We start from the raw sequence: 18,431 nt of genomic DNA, 5'->3' as shown, positions 1-18,431 counted from the left end.
CGCGGCGTAGGCTCCAGGCGTGTCCGTCGCCCCGTCCTTCGCGCCCCCCTTCGTGAGCCTGACCACCGACTTCGGCGCCGCCTACACCGCGATCTGCGCCGGGGTCGTCCACACGATCGCGCCCGGCGCCACCGTGCTCGTGCTGTCGGACGAGGTGCGGCCCTACGCGGTCGCCGAGGGCGCGATGCTGCTGGTCCAGGCGCTGCCCTACCTCCCGGTGGGCGTGCACGTCGGCGTCGTCGACCCGGGCGTCGGCACCCCGCGGCGGCCGCTGGCGGTCGAGACCGGGCGCGGCGACGTGCTCGTCGGCCCGGACAACGGCCTGCTCGTCCCGGCGGCGGAGGAGCTGGGCGGCGTGGTCAGGGCGCACGTCCTGGAGAACCCGGCCTACCGGCTGCCGCGCGTCTCCTCCACCTTCCACGGCCGCGACATCTTCTCCCCCGCCGCCGCGCACCTGGCGGGCGGCGCGGACATCGCCGCGTTCGGGCCGCGGGTCGCTCCGCTGCCGCTGGACGTCGCGCCGCCGCGCGCCGAGGACGGCGTGCTGACCGCCGCCTACCTCTACACCGACCGGTTCGGCAGCGTGATCGTCAACGCCGGACCGGACGACCTTGCCGCCGCTCTAGGCCCGGTGGCCTTCGGCGCCGCGCTGGAGGTGTCCTGGCCCGGACGCGCCGCGCGGGTCACCTTCGCCGAGACGTTCGGGAGCGTTCCGGTGGGCGAGCCGCTGCTGCTGACCGACTCGTCCGGACGGCTCGGCTTCGCCGTCAACCAGGGGTCGGCCGCGGAGCGGTTCGGGTTCCGCGGCGAGGCCGTCGCGGTGCGGCTGGCAGACTGACCGGCATGGAACTCGACGTCGTCGCCTGGGTGCAGGTGTCGGACGGGCGGATGCTCGCCGTCCGCTCCCGCGGCCGCGACCTGCTCTACCTGCCCGGCGGCAAGCGGGAGCCGGGCGAGAGCGACTGGTCGGCGCTGTCGCGCGAGGTCCGCGAGGAACTCGACCTGGAGCTGGACGCGGCGTCCTTCCGCGAGCTGGGCGTGATCCGCGCGCCCGCGCACGACCAGCCCGACTTCGCGCGGGTCCGGATGGCGTGCTTCACCGCGTCCTACAGCGGCGCGATGGCGGCGGCGGGCGAGGTCGACGAGTACCGCTACGTCGGACGCGGCGAACGGCACCTGCTCGCGCCCGCCGCCCAGGCCGCCCTCGACCTCGCGGACGAGCGCGGCCTCCTCGCCTGACGCCCGTTCTGGGCGTTGATCGACCTTCGGGCGGCGTCCCGGCGACTTTGGTCGCGGCGGCCTGGCCCCCTGGCCGCTGCCCCGGCGGGTCCTCCGGCGCGAGACTCACGGTCGGGGCGGCCCGACCAGTGAGGAGCCAGCGCATGCCACAACCACCGGTCAGCCGGCGGACCGTGCTCGTGGGGACGGCCACCGCGGCCATCTCGATCACGGGCGCGGCGCCGCCCGCGCGCGCCGCGTCCCGGGGCGGCGGGCCCGGACGCGGGGGGCCGGGCCTGGCGCAGCACGGCGTCAACTACGACACCGAGCGCGAGGTGTGGAAGCCCGCGTACGTGCGGCGCGAGATCCGCGCGATCGCCCGCGACCTGCACTGCAACGCGATCATCATCCTCGGCTCGGACGTCGGCCGGCTGATGCTCGCCGCGCGCTGCGCCGCCGAGGAGGGCCTGTACGTCTGGTTGGAGGCCCGCCAGTTCGACCGGGACGCGCGGACCACGCTGAGGTTCCTCGCCTCGGTGTCCCGCGCCGCCGAGACCCTGCGCCGGAGCCATCCGGACATCGGGATCTCGGTGGGCTGCGAGCTGACGATCTTCATGTCGGGGCTCGTGCCCGGCGCCGACTACAGGGAGCGGGCCGCCAACCTCGGCACCCCGGCGGGCCGGGGCTACAACGAGCGGCTCAACGCGTTCCTCGCGCGGGCGCGGGCGACGGTCCGCCCGCTGTTCGGCGGGCGCCTCACCTACACCTCGGGGGTGTGGGAGGCCATCGCCTGGGGCGGCTTCGACGTCGTCGGCGTCGACCTGTACCGGGACGCGTCGAACGAGGCGACCTACGTCCGCGACGTGCGCGCGCTGCACCGGTTCGGCAAGCCCGTCGTGATCACCGAGTTCGGCTGCTGCGCCTACCGGGGCGCGGACCGGCGCGGCGGCGAGGGCTTCGACATCATCGACTGGAACCACGAGCCGCCGATCATCCCGCCCGGCCACGTCCGGGACGAGCGGGTCCAGTCCCGCTACATCTCCGAACTGCTCGACGTCTACGAGGCGGAGGGCGTGTACGGGGCGTTCGTCTACAACTTCATCGAATCGGACTCCCCGCACATGCCCGAACCCAGCCTCGACCTCGACATGGCGGGCTTCGCGCTGGTCTCGGTGCTCCCACCCGACTCCCCGCGCAACTACCCCGCCACCGGCGACTGGGACCCGAGAGACGCCTTCCACACGGTGGCCCGCCGCTATGCCGGAATGCGCCGCCGGTCCTAGGGGGGACGTCGCGTAATGGCCTCCGCCCCCGCGCGGGCGCGTAGCCGAGCGGTGGGGCCGACGCCGAAGGCGAGGCCCCACCGCGAAGACCGCGAAGACCGCGAAGACCGCGAAGACCGCGAAGACCGCGAAGACCGCGAAGACCGCGAAGAGATACTCCAGGCACGGTCACGCCCCGAGCCACCAGCGAACAGGCGTGACCACGCCTTCACGAACACAACTGCCCGACGAAGAACAGAGCCCGCGCCGTCACGGACACAGCCGCCCGGCGAAGGACGTGGACCGGGCCTTCAGAGACACAGGCGCCCGGCCAGGACGTGAGCCGGGCCTTCAAGGACACAGGGGCCGGGCGAGCGGGGTGGGTTGGGGCTCGATGACCGGCGTCAGCCGCTTCGGCGGTGCCGGTCGGCGGCCGCGGCGCTGAGGATCATCTCGTCGACGACCCAGCGGGCCTCCGCGGACAGGTCCACGAGCGCGCGCAGCACCTCGGGACGGATGACGCCCTGCTCGACGTCGCGGCGCAGGGCCTGGAGCGTGAGGTCCTCGTCGATCGAGCGGGTCTCCCCCGGGAACCCGAAGTAGCCGATCGGCACGCCGAAGAAGGTGGCGAGCGCGGTGAGGGTCTTGAGCTGGGGGTTCTCCTGCCGTCCGGTGCGCAGCTTCCACACGGTGGTGGAGGAGATGTCCTCGCCGGTGGCGCGCGCGATCGCGCCGGCCGTCTCCACGTTGTTGCGGGGCGGTCCGGCGTCCGCGGGCCACAGGTTGCGGATCAGCCACTCGACCTTCTCCGCCAGCGTCGCGCCCGGCGAGATCTCCTGCACGGTGCCCACCTGGACCCCTTCCCTCCTCGACTGCCGAACGACTTTAGTTGACCGTCAACAGGTTCGTCAGCCAAGGACACGGGACACTTCTCGACCCCCGGAGTGAGGTCCTTCCTCCCCCTCAGGTTCCGTCCGCCCCGCCGCGCTCACCCCGTCCGGTGAACCTTGCCAAGAAGCGTTGCAAAGACCCTTGGCAACCCATAGCGTCCTCGGCATGACGGACGAGGGCAGGGCGGAGGGCGCGGCGGAGCAGCCCGGCCCGGGGCAGGCGGGCGGGGACCGGCCCGCCCCCGAGGCGATCACCGACCCGCGCCAGGTGCGGCTCCTCGCGCACCCGCTGCGGCAGCGCATCGCGGAGGTCATGCGGCGCGGCCCCGTCTCCTCCACCACGCTCGCCCGCGCGCTCGGCCAGAGCACCGGCGCGACGAGCTACCACCTGCGCCAGCTCGCCAAGCACGGCTTCGTCGAGGAGGTCCCCGAGCTCGGCCGGGGCCGGGAGCGCTGGTGGCGGGTCAAGCCGTCGGACCGGCGCCTGCCCCGCTACAGCGAGCAGACGCCGCCGATGCGCGCGGCGGTCGAGGAGCTCACCCGGCTGGAGTTCGCGAACGAACTGGAGCAGCTCGAACGGTTCCAGCGGGCGCGCGAGGACCTCGGCCCGTGGGCGGACGCGCTGCTGTTCTCCTTCTCCACCGTCACGCTGACGCTGGAGCAGGTCCGGCCGTTCTTCGAGGACTACATCGCGCTGCTGTACCGCTACAAGGCCGCCGACGCCGACCCGCCGCCGGACGCCCGCGCCCTCGTCGTCAGGCTGCTGGCCTTCCCCGAGATCACCGAGGAGGACGAGCGCACCTGACCCCCGAGGGCCGGGCCGGCGAGTTGCAGCTCGCCGGCCCGGCCGGGCGGAAGCCCCGCATCACCACGCCTAAGGCGTGCTCACCGCGACACGACACCTCCACCGAAAGGAGAGCACCTCATGCTGCTCTCGCGCAAACTCGCCGCGCTGGCCACGGGCCGCGGCACGAAATGGGCGATCCTCCTGGTCTGGATCGCGATCGTCATCGTGGCCGTCCCCTTCGCCGGGAAGCTCCAGGACGCCGTCGAGGACGGCTCCACCGCCGACCTGCCGCGCGGCGCGCAGTCCACGAGGGTCGAGGAGCTGACGCCGCGCTTCCCGGGCGGCGATGCGGCGCCCGGCCTGGTCGCCTACGTTCGCGACTCCGGGATCACCCCCGCCGACCGGGCGCGCGCCGAGGCCGACCGCCGCGCGCTCGCCTCCGTCGCCAGCGGCCCGATCGCGCCGGCCGCCGCGTCCCGGGACGGCCGCGCGCTCATGCTGAACGTGCCGCTCGTGGACGACGGCGACCTCTCCGAGCACGCCGAGAAGATCCGCGACCGCGTCCAGGAGAACGCGCCGCCCGGCCTCCAGATCCGCCTCACCGGCCGCGCCGGCGAGGCGCTGGACGTCGGCGACGCCTTCGAGAAGCTCGACAAGCTGCTGCTGATCATCACGATCGCGCTGGTGACCGGCGTTCTGCTGGTCACCTACCGCAGCCCTGTCCTGTGGCTGCTGCCGCTGGTCGGCGCGGCGGTCTCGTTGCAGGTCAGCAACGCCGTCGTCTACCTGCTCGCCGAGCACGCCGACCTGTACATCGCGAAGGGCATGTCGGCGATCCTCAACGCCCTCGTGTTCGGCGTCACCACCGACTACGCGCTGCTCCTGCTCGCCCGCTACCGCGAGGAGCTGCGCCGGCACGCCGACCGGCACGAGGCGATGCGGGTCGCCCTCCGCCGCGCCGCCGCGCCGGTCGTCGCCTCCGCCGCCACCGTGTGCCTCGGGCTGCTGTGCCTGCTCGCGGCGACGATGGGCTTCAACTACGCGCTCGGCCCGATCGGCGCCATCGGGGTCCTCGGCGGCCTCGCCGTGGTCATGTCGCTGCTGCCCGCCCTGCTGGTGATCCTCGGCCGCTGGATCTTCTGGCCCCGCATCCCCCGGTTCGGCGACACCCCGCCCGCGCGCGGCGGTGTCTGGGACCGGATCGGACGCCGCGTCGCCGCCCGCCCGCGCCTGGTCTGGCTCGCCGGGACGGCCGTGCTCGCGGCCCTGGCCGCCGGGGCGCTGGGCGTCGACACGGGGCTCGACCGCGAGCACTTCCTCACCTCCACGCCCGGCTCCACCGTCGGCGAGCGCCTGCTGCACGAGCACTACTCCGGCGACCAGACCCGCCCGGTGCGGGTGGTCTCCGAGAAGCCCGTCACGGCCGCGCTGCGCGCCGTCCCCGGCGTCGCGCGCGTCGGGCGGCCGGAGCGGAGCCTCGACGGCCGCCTCACCAGGACGGACGTCATCCTCACCGCCCCGCCCGACAGCGAGGCCGCGAAGGACACGGTCAGGAACATCCGCGCGGCCGTCCCGGACGCCGACGTCGGCGCGGGCGCCGCGAGCGAACTCGACAAGGCCGACGCGCAGGCCCACGACCGGCGCGTGGTCATCCCGCTCGTGCTCGGCGTCGTCCTGCTGATCCTGATGGTCCTGCTCCGGGCGCTGGTCGCCCCGCTGCTGGTCATCGCCACGGTCGTCGCGTCCTACTTCGCGGCGCTCGGCGCGTCCTGGCTGCTGTTCAGGTACGCGTTCGGGTTCCCCGCGCTGGACACCCAGCTCGCCCTCATGGGCTTCCTGTTCATGGTCGCGCTCGGCGTGGACTACAACCTGTTCCTCGTCTCCCGGATCCGCGAGGAGGTGGCCCTGTCCGACCACCGCACCGGGGTCCTGCGCGGGCTCGGCCTCACCGGCGGCGTCATCTCCAGCGCCGGGCTCGTGCTGGCCAGCACGTTCGGCGTCCTCGGCGTCATGCCGCTCACGATGATGGTCCAGATCGGCGTGCTGGTGGCGCTCGGCGTGCTGCTCGACACCTTCCTCGTCCGCTCGATCATCGTCCCCGCGCTCGCCCTGGACGCCGGACGCCTCTTCTGGTGGCCCGGCGCGCTCTCCCAGCGGACGCCGCGCCACGTCCGCCCACCCGAACCGGCACACAACTGAACAAACCGCGGAAGCCCCGGCCGTTCGGCCGGGGCTTCCCGCGTTCACCAGCGTCTTATCACTGTGAGTATCTGGACACATACATTAAGCCACATACTGGGTTAGCATGCGCCTGCCACCGCGCAACGGCAACCTTCCACCGAGAGGCAGGAGATGCCCCCACATCGCCCACGCCATCCCCGGGCCTCCCCCGTGCTCGTCGCGTTCGGCCGCCAGCTGCGGCGGCTGCGCGAGGCCCGGGGCATCAAGCAGGAGACGATCGCCCACGTCGCCCGGGTGAGCGGCCCGCAGGTCAGCAAGATCGAGAACGGCAAGAAGCGCGCCAGCCGCTCGTTCGTCGAACTCGTCGACGAGTACCTGGAGGCGGGCGGCGCCCTCGTCCACCTCTGGGAGGACCTCAACAAGGACGACCAGCCGGTCCCGCTCTGGTTCGACTGGCCCGGGATCGAGGCCGACGCCACGATGCTCGTCTCCTGGGAGCCGATGCTCGTCACCGGTCTCGCCCAGACCCCCGCCTACGCGGCCTCGATCCTCCAAGGCAACCAGGAGGCCATAGACGCCAGGATCGAACGCCAGCGCATCATCACCGGGGAGGGCCGCGCCGTCCCGCCCGACATCGTGCTATTGATCGACGAGCAGGCCCTCCACCGGCGGGTCGGCACCGCCGAGACCATGCGCGAACAGCTCGACCACCTGGCGGAGGTGAGCAGCCTGCCCAACATCACCGTCCAGGTCGTGCTGGCCAGCGGCGAGCACGACGGCAACATGGGCGCCTTCGTGGTCGCGACGATGGAGGACCGCAGCGAGGTCGCCTACGTCGAGACCGCCATCCGCTCCATCACGACCGACGACCCCGCGGACCTGGCCATCCTGGCCCGGACGCTGGTCGCCCTCCGCTCACGTGCGCTCACCGAGGACATGTCACGTGACCTGATGAGAAAGGTCGCCAAGGAAAAATGGACCTGAGCAACGCGCGCTGGCGCAGGAGCAGCCACACCGGCTCCAACGGCGGCAACTGCGTCGAGCTGGCCCGGCTCCGGGGAGCCGTCGCGGTGCGCGACAGCAAGGACCCGGGCGGCCCCGTCCTGCTCGCCTCGCCCGCCGCCCTCCGCGCGGCCGTCGCCCCGTTTCAGGAGCGGGACGCCGCGACGGCCTGACGGATCGCCCCGGCCCCGACGACCAGCCACGCCGCCACGGCGGGCCACAGCAGCACCTTGCCGAGCGTGCCGAGCCACGGCAGGGAGCAGACCGCCCCCGCCGTCATCGCGCTCGCGGCCGTCATGCCGAGCGGGAAGACCGTCGACCAGCGGCGGGGGTCGTAGCGCGGGCGCGGGAACAGGACCTCGCAGACGACCAGCACCGCGTACCAGGCGAGCGCGACCCCGAGGACGGCGACCGTGAGCCACTCCAGCGGCCTCGGGTCGCCCGCCGCGTTCGTGACCCGCGCCGAGGCGAGCGCCGAGATCGACAGGCTGCCGGCGAGCACCCAGTGGTCGCCGGACCCGCGGTAGAGCTGGCGGAAGTCGAACCGGCTGAGGACGAACACATACAGCCCGAGCCCGAGCGCGAGCAGCGTCCCCGCGGGCCAGGTGAGCAGGTGCGCGGGGAGCAGGTCGGCCAGCGTCGCCGCGAGCACGACGACCGACTGCGTCGCGACCGTCACCAGGTACGCCGCGCCCGGCAGCCGCCGCTTGAGCCGCCGCAGGACGCGCGGGAGCAGGAACATCCACAGCCCGAACGCGATCACGAGCGGGACCACGGCGGTGACGGCGTGCCCCGACAGCGCGATGCCGTTGCCGAGCACCCCGGTGCCCGCGACGCTGGTGAGGATGGCCGGGACGGACAGCTCGTCGCGGCGCGACCCGTCCGCGAGCAGCCCGCAGAACGTCACCACCAGCACGACCCACAGCGCCGCCGTGATCACCAGGAGCCCGCGCGCGGCCCACATCACCCCGGCCAGGCGCAGCGCGATCGACACGATCCCGGTGGCCATCACCTCGGCGCCCCACGGCTGGCGGACGGCTCTGTTCTCCACCGTCCAACTTCTATCGCCTATTCACCGCACGCGGCATGCGGATCCGTGCCGATACTGACCGCGATGACCGCCCCAAACCCGCGGACAAAGAAAAACCGCAGATCACCATTGAGGCGATCCGCGGTCAGTGCCGTATCGGTACCCCCGAGCGGATTCGAACCGCCGTTACCGCCTTGAGAGGGCGGCGTCCTAGGCCACTAGACGACGGGGGCAGGACCAAGACCTTCGCGATCTCCCGCTCGGGCCGCGCCCCAGCCTACCGGACTCCGACCCCCACCTCGACCGGTTAACCGAGACGAAGGAGCACACCCGAAAAGCACACACGCGAACGGAAGACTTTGCAGAGAAGGATTCGGTGAGTACGCCGCAACCGGCGCGAGGGCGAAGCCCTCACATCGGGGGTTCCAGGGGGTCGTCCCCCTGGGCGAACACTGCGGGTGCGGCGAGGTTGAGCGCTAGCTCAACGAGCACACCGTACCCCCGAGCGGATTCGAACCGCCGTTACCGCCTTGAGAGGGCGGCGTCCTAGGCCACTAGACGACGGGGGCCTGTCCAGGTGAGTGGACGAAGCTGGGGTACCAGGACTCGAACCTAGACTAAGTGAACCAGAATCACTCGTGCTGCCGATTACACCATACCCCAGTGCGGTACGGAGCTTCGACCGTCTCCGGCCGGCCGCTCGCGCCTCGAAGAGAATACAGGACCCGGGGACCTGGGCCAAAACGATTGCCCAGGATCGGATGGACGGCCCGAAAAGCGTGTTCAGCGGCTGAAGTCCGGCGGGCCGATGTGCTCGGTCCCCCAGTCGACGAGGGGCCGCAGGCGCCGCCACGAGTCGCGGACGCGGAGGACGACCTCGCGGTCGCCCACGCACTCGTCGGCGGGCCAGCCCTCGTGCGCGTACAGGGAGCGGTGGCGCAGGAGGTCGAGGCGGGGATGGTCCTCGCGGGTGCCGCGCGGACGGGTCTTGAGGCGGTCGCCACCGATCTCCAGGCCCGCGCCGCGCAGCTCGTCGACGATGGCCTGGAGTTCGCCGCCGCTCGTCTCGGAGTCGACGGCGGCACGGTAGCGGCGGAGCTGCTCGGGGGACGGCGCGTACATGCCCCCCGCCACCATGAGGCCGTCCGCGTCGATCTGGAGGTAGAAGCCCTTGCTGTGGCCGCCCTGATGGGTCTTGTAGGGGGTCTTGTCCTTGCTGAAGCGGACGTCGCGGTAGGGGCGGAACAGCTTGACGGCGCCGAACTCGTCTTCGAGTTCGGCGCACAGCTCCGCGAGGGGTTCGCGGACGTGCCGTTCGTAGGTCGCCTTGTGGGCCGTCCAGTACGCCTTGCCGTTGTCGGCCTGGAGCCCCTCGTAGAACCCGAACGCCTCATCGGTGAAGCCGGTGAACCCCATCGGGCGTCACTCCCGCTCGACGACGCGGTTGGTGAGCGAGCCGACGTTCTCGATCGTGACGGTCACCTCGTCGCCGATGTCCAGCGGGCCGACCCCGGCGGGGGTGCCGGTGAGGATGACGTCGCCGGGCAGCAGCGTCATGACCTGGCTGACGTAGGCGACGAGGTCGGGGACGGCGTGCAGGAGCTGGGAGGTCCGGGCGTCCTGCCGGACCTCGCCGTTGACGGTGGTGGAGATCGCGAGGTCGGCGGGGTCTACCTCGGTCTCGATCCAGGGGCCGAGGGGGCAGAAGGTGTCGAAGCCCTTGGCCCGCGTCCACTGCCCGTCCTTCTTCTGGAGGTCGCGGGCGGTGACGTCGTTGGCGCAGGTGTAGCCGAGGATGACGTCGGCGGCGCGGGAGGCGGGCACCTCGCGGCACATGCGGCCGATGACCAGGGCCAGCTCGCCCTCGTAGTCGACGCGCTCAGACAGCTTGCGGGGGTAGGCGACCGCCTCGCCGGGGCCGATCACGGCGGTGGACGGCTTGGCGAAGAGCACCGGTTCGGCGGGCGGCTCGCCGCCCATCTCGCGCGCGTGGTCGGCGTAGTTCTTGCCGATCGCGATGACCTTGCTCGGCAGGATCGGCGCGAGCAGCCGGACGTCGGCGAGCGGGAGCCGCTGCCCGGTGAAGGTCAGATCTCCGAACGGGTGGGCCGCGATGGCGGCGACGGTGTTCTCCTCCACCACCCCGAAGGACATGCCCTCGTCGGTGGCGAACCTGGCGATACGCATGTCAGGAAGCCTAGCGTCGCGGCCGCGGGGAGGATCCCGCCCGGGGATGACACGGCGGGCCCGTCCCGTAGCCGGCCAGGACGGACGAGGCCGCGCCGGAGGGCCGGCTCCCGAAGCCGCCGCGTGCCGGAGATCTCCGGTCCTCCCGGCCCCGATCTCCGGAGGATCCCCGATGGCGCGGCACCGTCCGGTGGGCGACTGGGGCGCGCAGGAACTGGAGGACGCCGCCGTCCGCGCCGAGTTCTGCTGACGGTCAGAACCCGCAGGGCCGGCCGTTGATCTCGCAGTCCTCCGGGGTCGTCGCGGCGCCGCGCGCGCCGAACCTGACCTCCCAGGCGGCGCCGGGCGGGATCGGGGCGGCGCCGTCGAGGCTCGCGAGCTCCACCTCGGCGCCGCCGCGGACGAGGCGTCCGCCCCAGATGTTGCGGACGTCGGCGCCCGGCACGCTGAACGTGAGCCGCCAGGCGGTCATGGGCCGCCCGGACCGGTTGGTGATCACGAGCCGGCCCTCGTGGTAGCCCTCGTCGCGCTGGACGAGCTGGTAGGTGATCCCGTCGCCGCCGACCAGCGGGCCGGCCGGCGAGGCGGGGTCGGCGGGCGCGGCGCCGCCCGGCTGCTGCCCCGGCGGTGACGCGGTCGGCGCACCGGAGGGCGTGGGCTGAGTGGGCCGGGTGGACGGCGTGGGTTCCGTGGGCTCTCCGCTCGGAGCGCCGCCGGGCGCGGCGCCGCTCGGCACGGCGCCGCTGGGCCCGGTGGCGGCGGGCTCGGTGGCGGCGGGCTTGGCGGACGCGGCGTCCGTCCCGTCCGAGCCGCCGGACAGCAGCAGGGCGGCGGCGCCCACCGCGACCGCGACCAGCACGGCCGCGACGAGTGCGAGGACCAGCGGCCCGCGCCGTGAACCCCGCGCGCCGCTCCCGCCGGACGACGGGGTCACCGGCGCGATCGGGAGCGCCGACGCCGGAGCCGTCTCCTCCGGGGGCGGCCCGCCCGGCGAAGGAGCGGAAGCGCTGGAAGGAGGCGGTGAGGGCGGCGCGGCCTGCTCCTGCTCGGCGCCGAACTGCGCCGTCCAGGGCGCCTCCTCGGCCATGGGCACCGGCGACGGCGGAGGCATCGGCGCGCCCGGCGGCGCGGGCTCCTCGGGCGCGGACGGCGCGTCCTCGGGATCGACGGCCGTCACGAGGGGGTCCGCCGGGGGCGGATCATCCGGCGTTTCGGGCGGCGTGTCCGTGGCCCAGGCCGGGGCGGGGTCCGCGGGCGCGTCGGCGGCGGTCACGTCCGGGCCGGTCACCCCCGGGTCGGGGGCGGGCGCCGACTCCCCGGCGGGCTTGCCGGGAGCGCGGAACTCGGCGGTGCTCGTGTGGTCCGGGGGAACGTACCCGGGCTCCTCGCCGCTCAACTCGTCACCTTCCCGTGTCACCGATCTCATGGAGTCCGACGACGGGAAGGGCCGATCGGTTCGGATCAGCCGGTGGGCGCGGGCTCCAGCCCCCGGCGGGCGGCCTGGAGCTGGTGCCGGTTGAGCATGTCGGTGACCAGCTCGATGGCATCCGGGGTGGTGGGGCCGGGGGCGCCGCTCAGCCAGCGGGTGGCCTCGGCGAGCAGGTCCTCGGCGGATTCGGCCGAGCCGCCCGCCTGCCCGGCGCGGCGGGCGTCGGCGAGCCGTCCGAGGACGTCGCCCAGGCGCAGCGCGGCGTCGGCGCGGTCGGACTCGGCGGCGCGCCGGTACCAGTCGGCGGCCGACTCCAGGTCGCCGCAGCGCTCGTACATCTCCCCCAGGCCGAACGCGACGTCCGCCCAGGATCCGTCCGTGGGACGCCCAAGGTCCTCGGGGCTCCAGGGTCGGACAGACATGCGATCACTCCGGTGGTTCGGCTGCTGGGGGGACGGCGCGCGGGAACGCCACACGGGCCGTGCAGGTGACCATGGTGACGCCCGCGCGCCACATCCGCCACCGGTTTCGCCATGTTGACTGAAATTTCTACGTCCCGGTCCCGGAAACGGGGGAAAAAGTCAGGCGGCGACGAGGTCCTGGTAGTCGGGATGCCGGTCGATCCACGACTTGATGAACGGGCAGCGGGGCACGACCGACAGCCCCTTGGCCCGGACGCCGTCCAGCGCGCCCCGGGCCAGGGCGCCGCCGACGCCCTTGCCCTCGAAGGCGGGGAGCACCTCGGTGTGGGTGAGGACGAGGCGGCCGGGCTCGGTCTCGTACTCGGCGAACCCGGCCAGCTCCCCGTCCACCCGGATCTCGTAGCGGCCCTGCTCGGCGTTGTCGCTGATCTCGTTGCTCATGCCACCGGTAATGCCCGCGGGACGGCGATCATTCCCCGCCGCCCCGCCGGGACCGGCGGAGACGGAGGTCAGCCCGCCTCGTAGCCCGCGCGCAGGAGGCAGTAGGTGACGGCCTCCTCCAGCGCCTGCCAGGACGCGGCGATGACGTTGTCCTCGACGCCGACCGTGCCCCACTCGCGCTCGCCGTCCCCGGACTCGACGAGGACGCGGGTGCGCGCGTCGGTGCCGTGCGCCCCCTCCAGGATGCGGACCTTGTAGTCGACCAGCTCCAGCCGCGCCAGCTCGGGGTAGAGGCGGCCGAGCGCGACGCGCAGCGCGTTGTCGAGGGCGTTGACGGGGCCGTTGCCCTCGCCGGTGGCGATGATCCGCTCCCCCTTGGCGCGGAGCTTGACGGTGGCCTCGCTGACCATGGAGCCGTCGGGGCGGCGCTCGACGATCGACCGCCACGACTCGACCTCGAAGTGCCGCTGCCGGACACCGGTCAGCTCCTCGCGCAGCAGCAGCTCGAAGGAGGCGTCGGCGGCCTCGAAGGTGTAGCCGGTGGACTCCAGCTCCTTGACCTTGTCGACGACGGCCTTGGCCTTCTCGCCGGACAGGTCGTAGCCGAGCTCCTTGCCCTTCAGCTCGACCGAGGCGCGCCCGGCCATGCTGGAGACGAGCATCCGCATGTCGTTGCCGACGGCGGCCGGGTCGATGTGCTGGTAGAGGTCGGGGTCGACCTTGACGGCGGAGGCGTGCAGCCCGGCCTTGTGCGCGAACGCGGACACGCCCACGTAGGGCTGCTGCGAGCCGGGCGCGACGTTGGTGACCTCGGAGACCGCGTGCGCGATCCGGGTCATCTCGGCGAGCTGGGCGTCGCTGACCAGCGACATCCCCCGCTTGAGCTGGAGGTTGCCGACGACCGTGAACAGGTTGGCGTTGCCGCTGCGCTCGCCGTACCCGTTGGCGCAGCCCTGGACGTGGGTCGCCCCGGCGCGGACGGCGGCCAGCGTGTTCGCGACCGCGCAGCCGGAGTCGTCGTGGCAGTGGATCCCGGCCCGCACGCCGAGCGAGACGACGTCGTGGACGATCTCGGCCAGCTCGTCGGGGAGCATGCCGCCGTTGGTGTCGCAGAGCGCGACGACGTCCGCGCCGGCCTCGGCGGCGGTGCGGACGGCCTCCAGCGCGTAGTCGCGGTTGGCCCGGTAGCCGTCGAAGAAGTGCTCGGCGTCCAGGAAGACGCGTTGGCCCTCCGCACGCAGGTGGGAGACCGTGTCGCGGATCATCGCGAGGTTCTCCTCCAGGGTGGTGCGGAGGGCCAGCTCGACGTGCCTGTCGTGACTCTTGGCGACCAGGGTCACGACGGACGCGCCGGATTCGCGCAGGGCGGCGACCTGGGGGTCGTCGGCCGCCTGCACACCGGCCCGGCGGGTCGCGCCGAACGCGGTGAGCTGCGCGTGCCTCAGGTCGAGCTCGGTTCGAGCCCGCCTGAAGAACTCTGTGTCCTTCGGATTGGCACCCGGCCAGCCGCCCTCGATGAAGCCGATGCCCAGGTCGTCGAGGTGCCGTGCGATGGCGAGCTTGTCGGCCACGGAGAGGTTGAGCCCCTCCTGCTGCGAGCCGTCGCGCAGGGTGGTGTCGTAGACGTGGAATGCGTCGCCTTGCATGGTGTGGACCCCCAGGGACCAGCGCCAGGGCACAAAAAAGACCCCTCACGGACGTGAGAGGTCTGCGCGCCGGCGGTGTCCCGTTTAGATGCCGGCGCGCCAGCCGATAATCACGAAGCTGTGGCGCATGATGCGCCCAGTCTGCCACACCGTCCACAACGGACGCACATCCGTCTCACTTGCCGAGACGAATGTGCGTCCACCAGCGGATCAGGCGATCTTATGGACCCAGCCGTAGGGGTCGGGACGGGTGCCGTACTGGATGCCGATCAGCTCCTCGCGCAGCCGCATGGACACCTCCCCGGGCTCGCCGTCGCCGATCCGCCACTCCCGGTCGGAGCCCTTGACGTGGCCGACGGGGCTGATGATCGCGGCGGTGCCGCAGCCGAACACCTCGGTGATCTCGCCGGACGCGCAGCCCGCCTCCCACTCGTCCACGTTGATCTTGCCCTCCTCGGCCGGGATCCCGAGCCCGGGGGCCAGTCGCAGCATGGAGTCGCGGGTGATCCCGGCGAGGAGGGTGCCGGTGAGCGCGGGCGTGAGCAGCCGGGCGTTCGAGCCGGAGCCGTAGACGAACATGAGGTTCATCGAGCCGACCTCCTCGACCCAGCGGTGCTCCACCGCGTCGAGCCAGACGACCTGGTCGCAGCCGTGCTCGACGGCCTGGGCCTGGCCCGCGAACGACGCCGCGTAGTTGCCGCCGGTCTTGGCCTCGCCGGTGCCGCCCGGCGCGGCGCGCGTGTAGTCCTGCGACAGCCACACCGAGACCGGCTTGACGCCGCGCGGGTAGTACAGGCCGGACGGGGACGCGATGATCGTGAATAGGTAGTCGCTCGCCGGGCTGTTCACGCCGAGCGTGGGCGTGGTGGCGAACATGTTGGGCCGGATGTAGAGGCTGTGCCCCTCGGTGTCGGGCACCCACGCCTTGTCGGTGCCGACCAGCAGCTCGACCGCCCGGACGAACAGCTCCTCGGGGATCTGCGGCATCGCCATCCGCCGCGCCGACCGGTTCATCCGCGCGGCGTTCATGTAGGGGCGGAAGGTGACGATCGAGCCGTCCGGCTGCTTGTAGGCCTTGAGGCCCTCGAACAGCTCCTGGGCGTAGTGGAAGACGTGGCTGGCCGGGTCCATCGGGATCGGGCCGTAGGGCTGGAGGCGCGCGTCGTACCAGCCCCGGTCCGCGGAGTACCGGATGGTGATCATGTGGTCGGTGAAGTGCCGGCCGAAGCCCGGATCGGCCAGGACGCGCGCCCGCTCGTCCGCGGTGGCCGGGCGCTCGGTCAGCGTGATCTCGAAGTCCAGGGTGTCGCTCATCGCGGTTGTCCTCTCCCGGATCGCCGGTACGGCCCCGTTGCCGCCCCGACGTCTCTAGTCCTTATTGTCGTACTTCGTCTAGACCTACTCCTTCGCACGCGGCACGCCGAAATCCGGACGCGCCGCGAGGCGCGCCCGGAGTGTCCCTGGTCAGCCGGGGAGGCGCGCCCTAGCCGGCTACTCGCCCGGCGATGGCGTCGCCGATCTCGGTCGTCGAGCGCGCCCCGAGCGCGGCGCGCCCGGCGAGGTCGGCGGAGACGGCCCGCTCGACGCGGCGGGCGGCCTCGGCCGCGCCGACGTGGTCGAGCAGCATCGCGACGGACAGGATCGTCGCGGTCGGGTCGGCCTTGCCCTGCCCCGCGATGTCGGGCGCGCTGCCGTGCACCGGCTCGAACATCGACGGCGCGGTACCGGCCGGGTTGACGTTGCCGGACGCGGCGAGCCCGATGCCCCCGGCGATCGCGGCGCCGAGGTCGGTGATGATGTCGCCGAACAGGTTGTCGGTGACGATCACGTCGTAGCGCGCGGGCTGGCTGACGAAGAACATGGTGGCCGCGTCGACATGACAGTAGTCGGTGCTGACCTGCGGGTACTCCTCCGCCACGCGCGCCAGGACGCGCTGGTAGAGATCACCGGCGAACGTGAGGACGTTGTCCTTGTGGACGAGCGTGAGCTTGCGGCGCGGCCGGGACGCGGCGACCTCGAAGGCGTAGCGGATGACCCGCTCGACCCCGTGGGCGGTGTTGACGCTCTCCTGCGTCGCGACCTCGTGGGCGGTGCCCTTGCGCAGGACGCCGCCGACCCCGGTGTAGGGCCCCTCGGTGCCCTCGCGGACGACGACCATGTCGATGTCGTCCGGCGTGGCGCCCGCCAGCGGCGTCGCGACGCCCGGGAACAGCTTCACCGGGCGGAGGTTGACGTAGTGGTCGAGTTCGAACCGCGCCCGCAGCAGCAGGCCGCGCTCCAGCGTCCCGCTCGGCACGCTCGGGTCGCCGACGGCGCCGAGCAGGATGACCTCCTGGTCGCGCAGCTCCGCCAGCACCGAGTCGGGCAGCGTCTCGCCCGTCCGGTGCCAGCGCGCGGCGCCGAGGTCGTAGGAGGTCCGCTCGAACTTCAGGTCGCTGGAGGGGGCGACGGCGTCGAGGACCTTCAGCCCCTCGGCGACCACCTCGGGGCCGATCCCGTCACCGGGGATGACGGCCAGACGAATGCTGCGGGAAGCCATGGCGCGCACTCTACTGCAAACGTCTCATTGCTTGGGCTTCCATCTCAGATCTCGGGACGAACACGGTGCGACCAGGGCATGTCAGGCGCGGTGCGCGTCCGATGCCGATCGTTCGCGCCGACGCTTTCGGGGCCACACCGGTACAGCGTCCAGGCGACTTGACGCGTGGCGCCCCAAAAGGGGACGCTCTGTCCGACAAGTAAAGATTCGAGGCGACGGTGCGCAGGAACCTGGTGCGATTCCAGGACGGTCCCGCCACTGTGACCAGGGAGTCTCCCCCGCTTCACGACCACGGCCGCCCGCGCGGCTGGAAGGTCGGAGGGAGACGGCGATCTGGGAGTCAGGACACTGACCCGTCGTCCTCCCGCTACCGGGGCGAGTGAACCCCGTGAGGAGACCCGACATGGCCCAGCAAGCCGTCCCGTCCGCGAGCCCGGCCACGCCCGCGGCGCGGCCCGCGCCCCTTCCGCTGCGCGTCCCCGTCCGCGAGATCCTGCCCTGGGCGGTGCTCGCCGCCGTGCTGGGCGTCGTCCTGATCTACTTCGTCGGCGCGGAGCAGGGCGCCACCTCCCTGTTCGGCGGGACGTGGGTGCACGAGTTCACCCACGACGGCCGGCACCTGCTCGGCTTCCCCTGCCACTGAGCCGCGCGCATGATGAGATCTCTGCTGGTCCGCGGCATGCTCGTCGGAATCGCCGCGGCCGGTGCCGCGCTGCTCATCGCCTGGCTGTACGGCGAGCCGCAGGTCGGCCACGCCATCGCGTTCGAGGAGGCCAAGGCGCACGCCGCGCACGAGGGCCACGAACCGGAGGTCGTCAGCCGGGGCGTCCAGAAGACCGCCGGGCTGATCACGGCGATGGCCGTCTACGGGGTGGCGCTGGGCGGGCTGTTCTCGATCGCCTTCGCGTTCGCCTACGGACGGCTCGGCCGGCTCGGCGCGCGCGCCACGGCCGCGCTGGTCGCCCTCGCCGGGTTCGTGGCGGTCGAGCTCGTCCCGTTCCTGAAGTACCCGGCGACGCCCCCGGCGGTCGGCAACCCGGGCACCATCGGGAGCCGGACGGCGCTGTACTTCTGCATGGTCGCGCTCGGCATCCTCGCCACCACGGCGGCGGTGATCGTGTGCCGGCGGCTGGTGCCCCGGGTCGGCGTCTGGAACGCCGTCACCGCGTCCACCGCCGGGTTCGCCGTGGTGGTCGCGGTCGTCTACCGGGTCACGCCCCGGCCGGACGCGATCCCCGAGCACTTCCCGGCCACGGTCCTGTGGGACTTCCGGGTCGCCTCGCTCGGCGTCCAGCTCGTCCTGTGGGCGACGATCGGGCTGCTGTTCGGCTACCTGACCGAGCGGGCGTTCGCCCGCCATCCGTCCCGCGTCGCGGTCCCCGCGAACGCCTGAACCC

General features: G+C 72.7%; 19 protein-coding genes, 3 tRNA genes and 1 riboswitch. Of the genes, 9 read left to right on the top strand and 13 right to left on the bottom strand.

Going from position 1 to position 18,431, the window contains the following annotated elements:
* The first annotated feature begins 19 nt into the window (after positions 1 to 19).
* From KLI87_RS36690 to KLI87_RS36680, 3 genes are all read left to right on the top strand, one after another.
* Complete coding sequence (locus tag KLI87_RS36690; RefSeq protein ID WP_214620700.1) at positions 20 to 838, top strand: S-adenosyl-l-methionine hydroxide adenosyltransferase family protein; 819 nt, start codon at positions 20 to 22, stop codon at positions 836 to 838.
* 5 nt (positions 839 to 843) lie between these two features.
* Complete coding sequence (locus KLI87_RS36685; RefSeq protein WP_156221315.1) at positions 844 to 1,239, top strand: NUDIX domain-containing protein; 396 nt, start codon at positions 844 to 846, stop codon at positions 1,237 to 1,239.
* A gap of 143 nt (positions 1,240 to 1,382) precedes the next feature.
* On the top strand, positions 1,383 to 2,501 hold the full coding sequence (locus KLI87_RS36680; protein ID WP_214620699.1) for a hypothetical protein: 1,119 nt from the start codon (positions 1,383 to 1,385) through the stop codon (positions 2,499 to 2,501).
* Between the two features lie 383 nt (positions 2,502 to 2,884).
* Here the strand turns inward: KLI87_RS36680 and KLI87_RS36675 are convergent, their stop codons facing one another.
* The gene (locus KLI87_RS36675) at positions 2,885 to 3,331 is read right to left on the bottom strand and encodes an XRE family transcriptional regulator (RefSeq protein WP_156222710.1); all 447 of its coding nucleotides are present in this window, start codon (positions 3,329 to 3,331) and stop codon (positions 2,885 to 2,887) included.
* Positions 3,332 to 3,536: 205 nt separating this feature from the next.
* On the opposite strand from KLI87_RS36675, the gene KLI87_RS36670 reads away from it, so the two are divergent.
* The 4 genes from KLI87_RS36670 to KLI87_RS36655 all read left to right on the top strand — a co-directional run bounded on the left by KLI87_RS36670 (position 3,537) and on the right by KLI87_RS36655 (position 7,513).
* Positions 3,537 to 4,175 (top strand): helix-turn-helix domain-containing protein, encoded by a 639-nt coding sequence (locus KLI87_RS36670; RefSeq protein ID WP_214620698.1) that lies wholly within the window; start codon positions 3,537 to 3,539, stop codon positions 4,173 to 4,175.
* Between the two features lie 120 nt (positions 4,176 to 4,295).
* Positions 4,296 to 6,356, top strand: coding sequence for an MMPL family transporter (locus tag KLI87_RS36665; protein ID WP_214620697.1), 2,061 nt, complete (start codon positions 4,296 to 4,298; stop codon positions 6,354 to 6,356).
* 153 nt (positions 6,357 to 6,509) lie between these two features.
* Positions 6,510 to 7,322 (top strand): helix-turn-helix transcriptional regulator, encoded by an 813-nt coding sequence (locus KLI87_RS36660; protein ID WP_156222716.1) that lies wholly within the window; start codon positions 6,510 to 6,512, stop codon positions 7,320 to 7,322.
* Positions 7,313 to 7,513 carry a DUF397 domain-containing protein gene (locus KLI87_RS36655; protein ID WP_156222718.1) on the top strand — a complete coding sequence of 67 codons (201 nt, stop codon included), beginning with the start codon at positions 7,313 to 7,315 and terminating at the stop codon, positions 7,511 to 7,513. Before KLI87_RS36660 ends, KLI87_RS36655 begins: the two co-directional genes overlap by 10 nt.
* Here KLI87_RS36655 and KLI87_RS36650 read toward each other — a convergent pair.
* From KLI87_RS36650 to KLI87_RS36595, 12 genes are all read right to left on the bottom strand, one after another.
* Positions 7,486 to 8,391: a tellurite resistance/C4-dicarboxylate transporter family protein gene (locus tag KLI87_RS36650; RefSeq protein ID WP_308166476.1), complete on the bottom strand. Its 906-nt coding sequence runs from the start codon at positions 8,389 to 8,391 to the stop codon at positions 7,486 to 7,488. The two genes, KLI87_RS36655 and KLI87_RS36650, sit on opposite strands and share 28 nt — an antisense overlap.
* A gap of 139 nt (positions 8,392 to 8,530) precedes the next feature.
* Positions 8,531 to 8,603 (bottom strand) — tRNA-Glu (locus KLI87_RS36645).
* A 263-nt stretch (positions 8,604 to 8,866) separates the two neighbouring features.
* A tRNA-Glu gene (locus KLI87_RS36640) sits at positions 8,867 to 8,939 on the bottom strand.
* A gap of 22 nt (positions 8,940 to 8,961) precedes the next feature.
* Positions 8,962 to 9,033 (bottom strand) — tRNA-Gln (locus tag KLI87_RS36635).
* A gap of 120 nt (positions 9,034 to 9,153) precedes the next feature.
* The gene (locus tag KLI87_RS36630) at positions 9,154 to 9,786 is read right to left on the bottom strand and encodes a DUF2461 domain-containing protein (RefSeq protein WP_156222720.1); all 633 of its coding nucleotides are present in this window, start codon (positions 9,784 to 9,786) and stop codon (positions 9,154 to 9,156) included.
* 6 nt (positions 9,787 to 9,792) lie between these two features.
* A complete protein-coding gene (locus tag KLI87_RS36625; protein ID WP_214620696.1) occupies positions 9,793 to 10,557 on the bottom strand; it encodes a fumarylacetoacetate hydrolase family protein in 765 nt (254 codons plus the stop codon).
* Between the two features lie 253 nt (positions 10,558 to 10,810).
* Positions 10,811 to 11,953, bottom strand: a complete 1,143-nt coding sequence (locus tag KLI87_RS36620) for a cellulose binding domain-containing protein (RefSeq protein ID WP_214620695.1) — start codon at positions 11,951 to 11,953, stop codon at positions 10,811 to 10,813.
* A gap of 65 nt (positions 11,954 to 12,018) precedes the next feature.
* A complete protein-coding gene (locus tag KLI87_RS36615) occupies positions 12,019 to 12,408 on the bottom strand; it encodes a tol-pal system YbgF family protein (RefSeq protein WP_156222726.1) in 390 nt (129 codons plus the stop codon).
* Between the two features lie 159 nt (positions 12,409 to 12,567).
* Complete coding sequence (locus tag KLI87_RS36610; RefSeq protein ID WP_214620694.1) at positions 12,568 to 12,849, bottom strand: GNAT family N-acetyltransferase; 282 nt, start codon at positions 12,847 to 12,849, stop codon at positions 12,568 to 12,570.
* A 68-nt stretch (positions 12,850 to 12,917) separates the two neighbouring features.
* Entirely contained in the window at positions 12,918 to 14,495 is a 1,578-nt protein-coding gene (gene cimA / locus KLI87_RS36605) for a citramalate synthase (protein ID WP_156222731.1), read from the bottom strand.
* Between the two features lie 210 nt (positions 14,496 to 14,705).
* Positions 14,706 to 15,809, bottom strand: a complete 1,104-nt coding sequence (locus tag KLI87_RS36600) for a branched-chain amino acid aminotransferase (protein ID WP_156222733.1) — start codon at positions 15,807 to 15,809, stop codon at positions 14,706 to 14,708.
* Between the two features lie 169 nt (positions 15,810 to 15,978).
* Complete coding sequence (locus KLI87_RS36595) at positions 15,979 to 17,034, bottom strand: 3-isopropylmalate dehydrogenase (protein WP_214620693.1); 1,056 nt, start codon at positions 17,032 to 17,034, stop codon at positions 15,979 to 15,981.
* 199 nt (positions 17,035 to 17,233) lie between these two features.
* Positions 17,234 to 17,407, top strand: a riboswitch (cobalamin riboswitch).
* A gap of 30 nt (positions 17,408 to 17,437) precedes the next feature.
* Here KLI87_RS36595 and KLI87_RS36590 point away from each other — a divergent pair.
* On the top strand, positions 17,438 to 17,677 hold the full coding sequence (locus KLI87_RS36590) for a CbtB domain-containing protein (RefSeq protein WP_156222736.1): 240 nt from the start codon (positions 17,438 to 17,440) through the stop codon (positions 17,675 to 17,677).
* 9 nt (positions 17,678 to 17,686) lie between these two features.
* On the top strand, positions 17,687 to 18,427 hold the full coding sequence (locus KLI87_RS36585) for a CbtA family protein (protein WP_214620692.1): 741 nt from the start codon (positions 17,687 to 17,689) through the stop codon (positions 18,425 to 18,427).
* Positions 18,428 to 18,431 lie beyond the last annotated feature (4 nt).

The sequence above is a fragment of the Actinomadura sp. NEAU-AAG7 genome (genome assembly GCF_018603865.1).
Lineage (GTDB): Bacteria > Actinomycetota > Actinomycetes > Streptosporangiales > Streptosporangiaceae > Spirillospora > Spirillospora litoris.
The sequence above is the reverse complement of the archived record's forward strand: the minus strand, read 5'-3'. Positions and strand labels throughout refer to the sequence as shown.

Excerpts from the sequence above, each read along its gene's own strand:
- KLI87_RS36665 (WP_214620697.1), top strand. The coding sequence starts at position 4,296 with ATGCTGCTCTCGCGCAAACTCGCCGCGCTGGCCACGGGCCGCGGCACG.
- KLI87_RS36685 (WP_156221315.1), top strand. The coding sequence starts at position 844 with ATGGAACTCGACGTCGTCGCCTGGGTGCAGGTGTCGGACGGGCGGATG.
- KLI87_RS36630 (WP_156222720.1), bottom strand. The coding sequence starts at position 9,786 with ATGGGGTTCACCGGCTTCACCGATGAGGCGTTCGGGTTCTACGAGGGG.
- cimA (WP_156222731.1), bottom strand. The coding sequence starts at position 14,495 with ATGCAAGGCGACGCATTCCACGTCTACGACACCACCCTGCGCGACGGC.
- KLI87_RS36660 (WP_156222716.1), top strand. The coding sequence starts at position 6,510 with ATGCCCCCACATCGCCCACGCCATCCCCGGGCCTCCCCCGTGCTCGTC.
- KLI87_RS36585 (WP_214620692.1), top strand. The coding sequence starts at position 17,687 with ATGATGAGATCTCTGCTGGTCCGCGGCATGCTCGTCGGAATCGCCGCG.
- KLI87_RS36610 (WP_214620694.1), bottom strand. The coding sequence starts at position 12,849 with ATGAGCAACGAGATCAGCGACAACGCCGAGCAGGGCCGCTACGAGATC.
- KLI87_RS36590 (WP_156222736.1), top strand. The coding sequence starts at position 17,438 with ATGGCCCAGCAAGCCGTCCCGTCCGCGAGCCCGGCCACGCCCGCGGCG.
- KLI87_RS36615 (WP_156222726.1), bottom strand. The coding sequence starts at position 12,408 with ATGTCTGTCCGACCCTGGAGCCCCGAGGACCTTGGGCGTCCCACGGAC.
- KLI87_RS36625 (WP_214620696.1), bottom strand. The coding sequence starts at position 10,557 with ATGCGTATCGCCAGGTTCGCCACCGACGAGGGCATGTCCTTCGGGGTG.
- KLI87_RS36595 (WP_214620693.1), bottom strand. The coding sequence starts at position 17,034 with ATGGCTTCCCGCAGCATTCGTCTGGCCGTCATCCCCGGTGACGGGATC.
- KLI87_RS36655 (WP_156222718.1), top strand. The coding sequence starts at position 7,313 with ATGGACCTGAGCAACGCGCGCTGGCGCAGGAGCAGCCACACCGGCTCC.
- KLI87_RS36600 (WP_156222733.1), bottom strand. The coding sequence starts at position 15,809 with ATGAGCGACACCCTGGACTTCGAGATCACGCTGACCGAGCGCCCGGCC.
- KLI87_RS36680 (WP_214620699.1), top strand. The coding sequence starts at position 1,383 with ATGCCACAACCACCGGTCAGCCGGCGGACCGTGCTCGTGGGGACGGCC.
- KLI87_RS36670 (WP_214620698.1), top strand. The coding sequence starts at position 3,537 with ATGACGGACGAGGGCAGGGCGGAGGGCGCGGCGGAGCAGCCCGGCCCG.